This window comes from Chitinophaga sp. (assembly GCF_035564935.1).
GTDB lineage: Bacteria > Bacteroidota > Bacteroidia > Chitinophagales > Chitinophagaceae > Chitinophaga.
In genome coordinates this window covers 1-7486 of record NZ_DATMTE010000943.1, presented here as the reverse complement: position 1 = coordinate 7486, position 7486 = coordinate 1, and the positions used below count along the sequence as shown (strand labels likewise).

Genomic DNA, 7486 nt, shown 5'->3' with positions numbered 1-7486 from the left:
TAGCGCACGATAAAACCATTATCACACAACAGGACCGGTTGCCGGCTTTCTATCCGCATCTTCACCGCCATGAAGAGATCCAGCTTACCTGGATCCAGCATGGTCATGGCACGTTGATAGTGGAAAATAATATGCATACTTTCTGGTCCAATGAAATATACTGGATAGGGAGTAACCAGCCGCATGTGTTAAAGAGTGAAGAATTGCCGTTTAGCGGCAAGAATAAAAAAAATGTGCAGGCCCTCACGCTTTTCTTCAACCCTGAAGGCAAGCTGTCGCCCTTGTTTGCTTTACCGGAATTTAAAAAGATAAAATCTTTTATTGATCAGTCGCAGAACGGCTTCAAGATCCCCGAGGCGCATGTAGTGGATATATCCAGCCGGTTGTTGAAGATACACCAGTCGCAGGGCATTGCGCAGTTCCTGGCATTTGTGGAGCTGATCAATTTCTTTCTCACTATCAAAAACCTGGAACCGCTGATCACGGGATCAAGGTTATCTGCTGTAAATGAGCAGGAAGGTATCCGTATCGGGTATATCTACAATTATATCATGCAGCATTATGATGCGGAAATAAAGCTGGAAGATATTGCCCGGGAAGCGCATATGACGCCGCAGGCTTTTTGCCGGTATTTCAAAAAGCATACACGGCTTACATTTGTGTCGTTCCTGAACGAGGTGCGGATCAATGAAGCCTGCAAGAAACTGGCGGGAGGTTCTTACGACAGTATCGCCACGGTGGCCTATAACTGCGGCTTTAACAGTATTGCAAATTTTAACCGGGTGTTTAAAAGCATTACCCGCAAATCGCCCCGCAGCTACCTGCGGGAGTACGAGCAGCTCGAAAATGGGGCTACAACAAAATCTGCATAGTATTGATCAAAAAGCGAATAGAATTGCCAGTAAAGTAACTGTAGTTTTAGGGAAGATAAACCTGTAATCAACCAAACTACGAAAGTTACTATGTCAGACGCTCCTACCTTTAAACCGTCCATTAAGCTGCTGGATGCCACCATGATAGTGGCAGGCAGCATGATCGGCTCCGGAATTTTTATTGTCAGTGCAGATATTACCCGTCACACCGGGAGCGCCGGCTGGCTGCTGCTGGTATGGCTGCTCACCGGCTTCATGACGCTTACTGCCGCATTGAGCTATGGGGAACTGAGCGGAATGTTTCCTCGGGCAGGAGGACAATACGTATACCTCAAGGAAGCATACAATCCTATGACAGCCTTCCTTTATGGCTGGAGTTTTTTTACCGTGATACAAACCGCTACCATTGCCGCGGTAGGTGTAGCCTTTGCCAAATTTACCGCCTACCTGCTCCCCGTGTTCGGCGAAGAGAATATATTATTTTCAGTTGGCACATTAAATATTACTGCGGCCCAGCAGCTTTCCATAGGAGTGATCGTTTTACTAACCTATATGAATACACGTGGAATTGAAGGAGGTAAAACCATTCAAACCACCTTTACGCTTACCAAGCTGGTGAGCCTGGCAGCGCTGATCATTTTCGGGTTGGTGGCCGTGAAGCCGGACGTATGGCAGGCCAACTGGCAGCAGGCATGGCAACTGCATCCGCTTACTACCGGCGGTAGTATTTCCTCTTATACCACCATCGCTGCCTTCGGCGCTATTGCGGCTGCTATGGTGGGATCTGTGTTCAGCAGCGATTCCTGGCACAATGTGGCCTTTGTAGGCGGGGAAATAAAGAACCCTAAAAGGAACATCGGGCTGAGTCTTTTCCTGGGAACAGCTATTGTAACCATTATCTACCTGCTCACCAATATTACCTACCTGGCGGTACTGCCTTTATCAGAAATTGCACATGCGCCGAAAGACCGTGTAGCCGTATCCGTATCACAGGCTGTACTGGGAAATACAGGCACGGTAATTATTGCCGTTATGATCATGATCTCCACTTTTGGCTGTAACAACGGGCTGATACTGGCCGGGGCGCGTGTATACCACACCATGGCAAAGGATGGCCTCTTCTTTAAAAAGGCAGGCAGTTTAAACCGCGCCTCGGTACCTTCCTTTGCGCTATGGATCCAATGTACGGTGGCATGCCTGTGGTGCCTGAGCGGCCGTTACGGTGATCTGCTGGATATGATCTCTTTTGTGGTGGTGGCGTTTTATATGCTTACCATTGCAGGCATCTTCATCCTCCGGAAGAAACGCCCCGATGCAGACAGACCCTATAAAGCATTCGGGTACCCTGTATTACCTGTACTGTATATCCTGATGGGCATTGCTTTCTGCGGGCTTTTATTTATATATAAACCGAGATTTACATGGCCTGGCCTGTTCATTACCTTATCCGGCATACCTGTGTACTACCTGGCCAACAGGAACAAACGGGGCAACCGCACTGCCATCTCCCGCAGGGAAAATATAACAACCACCGATCCTTCTTATTAAATGATATGTCAACCAGGGGGACTATTAAAAACGGTCCTCCTCACTGCTATAAGCGTATTCCCTACGCCCGCCCGAAGTGTTAATACATAATTAATCCAGTACCATAACCAGGCAAAAAACTATACACGTACATTTACAAAATTCGTTACCTTACTATCAGAAATCGATGCGATGTGATGTAGATATGTAATTCCTTTTCTGACTAAGCATTACGACGTGCCATACTGATCATGTGAAAAACCAACTTTGTTTCATCTCTTTTTGGGGGACCCGGTGAATTATGTAAAAATCTCTGCAGCAGGCAGATGTGCAATAACGATTTAGCAAAATTATTTAATCACAACCAAAAAACATTAATCTACAAAACAATAAAGACAGGCCGTATATCTGTTGCATTCACGTTTATTCAAATTCACGTCTTATTCATTTGTTATGAGGTACTCATTAATTGGAAAATTATGCTTTCTGATGGTCTTTCTATGTGCAGCCACCAGCACGGCTTTTGCGCAAAAGACCCTTACCGGGAAAGTTACCGGAGCGGCAGACGGTGCCGGTCTGCCTGGTGTAAACGTTACCGTACCCGGCACCTCCAGCGGCGCCAGTACTGATACAAAAGGGAACTATACCCTTTCTTTACCACCGGGTGCTAAATCGGTTTTGTTCTCGTTTATAGGGTATGAACCGCAAACAATTACCATCGGTGATAAAACCGTTATCAATGTATCCCTGGCTGCCACCACCAAAGGACTGGGAGAAGTAGTGGTAGTGGGTTACGGTGTGCAGAGCCGCCGCGATGTAACCGGTACCATCGCCTCCGTAAAAGGATCGGATATTAAGAACCTCCCCGTATCAGACGCCGCACAAGCCATCCAGGGCCGCGTTACAGGCGTGGATATAGTACGCTCAGACGCCTCCCCCGGCAGTACCCCTTCTATTCGTATACGCGGTACCGGTACCATTAATAATGCCGACCCGCTGATCATTATCGATGGCGTACCCGCAGGCGGACTAGCCGATGTAAGTCCAAACGACATCGCTTCTATGGAAATACTTAAAGACGCTTCCTCTTCCGCCATCTATGGTACCCGTGCCGCCAACGGCGTGGTGATCATTACCACCAAAAAAGGTAATTACGGCGAAAAGCTGAAAGCATCGGTGAATGTGTACCGCGGCATTTCCAATGTATCACATTATGTATCGCTGCTCACCGCACCCGATCTGGTAAAATTGAAACAGGAACGCTATACCAACGACGGAGTACCTGTAGAGGCTATCTGGCAGGATCCTTACTACGCCACCCAGCGCACCGACTGGCAACGCGCATTGTTTGGCACCGGGCATATCACCAACGCAGATGTGAACCTGCGCGGCGGCAACAACGCTTCCAATTACATGCTCAGTGCAGGTTACTATAATGAAGACGGCATCATCACCAACTCTTACTTCAAAAGATACGCTGTACGTATTAACTCAGAACATAAACTGGGCAAACGCGTGAAAGTGGGCGAAAACCTGCAGCTTACCTATAAACAAAACAGCGGCCCGGATACCTATTCTTCACAAACCGGTCTTATTTTCAGCGCACTGCGCTTTAACCCTGCTATCCCCGTTCACAACCCGGATGGCAGTTGGGGCAGCTCTAAAGCCAGCAATGAACTGGGCGATATCAATAACCCGGTATACACCGCTGAAACTACCGACACCTGGATCAAAAACTACCGTATGCTGGCCAGCGTATATGCCGAAGTGGAAATCATGGACGGCCTTACACTCCGTGCCAATTACGGCTTCGACGGCAGCCTCGTAAACCAGTTCAGCTTCAATCCTAAAGTGCTGGATCAAACCAGGGCCCGGGATCACGCGGAACTTTTTACCCGCAATGAAAGCTACAACAGCCAGCTGAGTGAAATATTCCTCACCTATAACAAAGTGCTGTCCAATGTGCATCACATCACCGTTACCGGTGGTTACTCACAGCAAACTTACAACGGCTCATGGAACCAGGCGGAAAGATGGGGATACAACGATGAATCAAAAGACCAGCTGGTACTCAGCAACGGGAACGACATCCACAATGCTACCGGCAACTACTATAACGCCAATGCCATTGCCTCCGGGTTTATCAGGGGCTTCTACGGTTTTAAAGACAAATACCTCCTCACCGTTACCTTCCGTGCAGATGGCTCCTCCAGGTTTTCACCGGATCAGCGCTGGGGTTATTTCCCCGCTTTCTCCGCAGGCTGGCGCATCTCTGATGAAAGCTTCTTCAAAGATAACATCAAAGCCATCAGCAACCTGAAGATCACAGGAGGCTGGGGACAACTGGGTAACCAGAACGTTACGGAGTTCCAGTACCTCGCACAAATCAACAAAGACCGCCGCTATAATTTCGGGGAAACCGCTTACACCGGCATCTGGAACTCCAGGCTCGCCAACCCGGATATCACCTGGGAAAAAGCCGAGATGACCAACATCAGCCTGGAAGCAGGATTTCTCCAGGATAAACTCAGTGCCACCATCACGTGGTTTAACAAAAATACCAACGATATGCTGGTACCCGCCCCTGAAATGGACCTGCATGGCACTTCCGCTATCCCCGACCGGAACCTTGGACAATTAAATAATAAAGGCTGGGAAATAGAAGTTGGCTACCAGGGTGGCAATGATAAATTCCATTACAATGTAAGCGCCAACGCTTCCTTTATTAAAAATGAAGTCACTAAATTATACGACGCTTCTTCCTATATCGGTTCTACCCCTTATGGCAGGCAGGGACAGGAAATTTCCCGCACCTATGTAGGGCAGCCGCTGGCTTCCTTCTATGGCTGGAAAACAGGCGGTATTTACCAGACTATGGATGAGATCAACAATGATCCCAACATCAGCAAAGATCCGAACAAAGACAATATCCAGCCCGGCGATGTACGCTTCCTCGATACCAACGGCGATAATGTGGTAAATGATAAAGACCGCATAAACCTCGGCAGCCCCAATCCCAAAGTGGTATATGGCATACAGGCCAGCGCCGGCTATAAAGGCTTTGACCTGAGTCTTTCCTTTGCCGGTGTAGGTGGTGTAAAACTTTACAACGCCGATAAAATGCAGGGAATGGATGCCAACTATCCCTACAATCTTTATGCGAATGCATTGAACCGCTGGCATGGCGCCGGTACCGGCAACTCCGTACCAAGAATGACCCTTGGTAATGCTAACCAGAACAACCGCGCTTCCGACCGCTTCGTGGAAAGCGGCGATTACTTCTCCCTGAGAAATGCAGCGCTTGGCTATACCATCCCATCCAAAGTTTGGGGTCGCAGCGGTATTTCAGATATCCACGTTTATGTGGCCGCACAAAACCTGTTCATGCTCACCAACTACTCCGGGTTAACCCCGCAACTGGGCTATAGCGGCTCTTCAGACGGCAGCAAAGGTACCTCCGATGGGAACAGGCAAAGAGGCGTAGACGTAGCCGCCTACCCACAGGCACGCACCTTTACTTTTGGCGCTACCCTCAACTTTTAATTCACGGGAACTTTAAATTAATTACTATGCAACGGATCAAATATATATTAGCACTCGCAGCACTACTTTTCACCGGCTGTAAAAGCGTACTGGATGTAACTCCACAGGGCATGTACAGCACCGGTAACTACTGGCGTAACCAAAGCGATGCTATCGATGGAGTGACCGGCATCTATAATATTTTACTGGAAGAAGATTATACCGGTTTTAATGAATTTGTGTTTGATAACTGCTCGGACGACCAGGTACGCGGGGGCGATCATGATTATGACGGGGTGATAGAAGATTTCACCTACGATGCATCTACCTATAGCGTGAGAGTAGGATGGAGATGGAAATATGAAACCATTAACCGCTCCAACAACGTACTGATCTATGTACCCAAAATTGCAGACATAGATCCGGCTATTAAGAACCGCTGTATGGGAGAAGCACACTTCTTCCGCGCCTTCGCTTACTGGCGCCTGCTGCTCATTTATGGCGAAGCCCCAATTATTACGGAAGACGATGTCCTCAAATCTTCCTATAACAAACCAAAAGTAACAGCAGATGAGCTGCGCGCCCAAATTGAAAGCGACCTGCTCGCTGCAGCGGACCAGCTGCCGGAAAGCTACGACGATGCCAACAAAGGCCGCGTAAGCAAAGGCACTGCATGGGGCCTGTTATGCAAACTGTATATGAACTGGACTAAGCTCGACAAAGCCATTGAGTATGGTAACAAAGTAGTTAGCAATGCTAACTATAAACTGGCGCCCAATTATGCAGATAATTTCAGTGTAGCCACCGGTAATAACTCCGAAATGCTGCTGGCTGTTCAAACAGTAGACGGAAATGGTTACTCCGATTTCATTACCTACCACGCTCCCCGCAACTGGAACGGATGGAGTTTCTTCTACCCTACCAAAGGATTGGTGGATGAATTTGAGGCAGGCGATCCCCGCAAAAATATCTGCATCATGCAACCCGGCGACCAGATCAACATCGGCACCGGTATTGCTACCTATGAAGCAGCTACTTCCTGGAGCGGCTATCATTACAAAAAATTCTGTAGCTGGAAACCTTCCGGCGGCCTGGACTATTCTCTTAAAACACCATTGATGCGCGCGGCCGACATTTACCTGCTGGTAGCAGAAGCCAAAATCCGCTTAAACGGACCAGGCGCCGGTGATGCAGAAATCAATGCGATCCGCAAGCGCGCTTCAGCCACCTTACCTGCCGTTACCAATGCCGGCATGGCTGCCCTGATGCATGAACGCAGGGTGGAATTATGCGGGGAAAACGAACGGCACCAGGACCTCCTCCGCTGGGACAAAGCCAACCTGGTAGATATCGTGGAACTGTATAAAAAACCCAAGCTGGCGTATAACGGCGCCGTGATCACCAGGGGCGGGGCGCCGCGCAAATTTACCAAACCCAAAAACTACTACTTCCCAATGCCTCAGCAGGAGATCGACCGAAGCAAAGGGACGCTTGTGCAGAACCCTAACTATTAGTGGTGGGCCGCCTTCGGCGGCGCGTGGAGTTTGTCTGACTCAGGATTAAAC

General features: G+C 48.7%; 4 protein-coding genes. All 4 read left to right on the top strand.

What is annotated here, in order from left to right; translation table 11 throughout:
* The coding region (locus tag VN105_RS24505; RefSeq protein WP_325645190.1) for an AraC family transcriptional regulator at nucleotides 1–872 on the top strand (872 nt) is incomplete at its 5' end.
* A 90-nt stretch (nucleotides 873–962) separates the two neighbouring features.
* Nucleotides 963–2420 (top strand): APC family permease, encoded by a 1458-nt coding sequence (locus VN105_RS24500; protein WP_325645188.1) that lies wholly within the window; start codon nucleotides 963–965, stop codon nucleotides 2418–2420.
* Nucleotides 2421–2888: 468 nt separating this feature from the next.
* Complete coding sequence (locus tag VN105_RS24495) at nucleotides 2889–5942, top strand: TonB-dependent receptor (RefSeq protein WP_325645186.1); 3054 nt, start codon at nucleotides 2889–2891, stop codon at nucleotides 5940–5942.
* Between the two features lie 26 nt (nucleotides 5943–5968).
* Nucleotides 5969–7435 (top strand): RagB/SusD family nutrient uptake outer membrane protein, encoded by a 1467-nt coding sequence (locus tag VN105_RS24490; RefSeq protein WP_325645184.1) that lies wholly within the window; start codon nucleotides 5969–5971, stop codon nucleotides 7433–7435.
* Nucleotides 7436–7486 lie beyond the last annotated feature (51 nt).

Coding starts and splice junctions, on each gene's coding strand:
- VN105_RS24500 (WP_325645188.1), top strand. CDS start 963: ATGTCAGACGCTCCTACCTTTAAACCGTCCATTAAGCTGCTGGATGCC.
- VN105_RS24495 (WP_325645186.1), top strand. CDS start 2,889: ATGGTCTTTCTATGTGCAGCCACCAGCACGGCTTTTGCGCAAAAGACC.
- VN105_RS24490 (WP_325645184.1), top strand. CDS start 5,969: ATGCAACGGATCAAATATATATTAGCACTCGCAGCACTACTTTTCACC.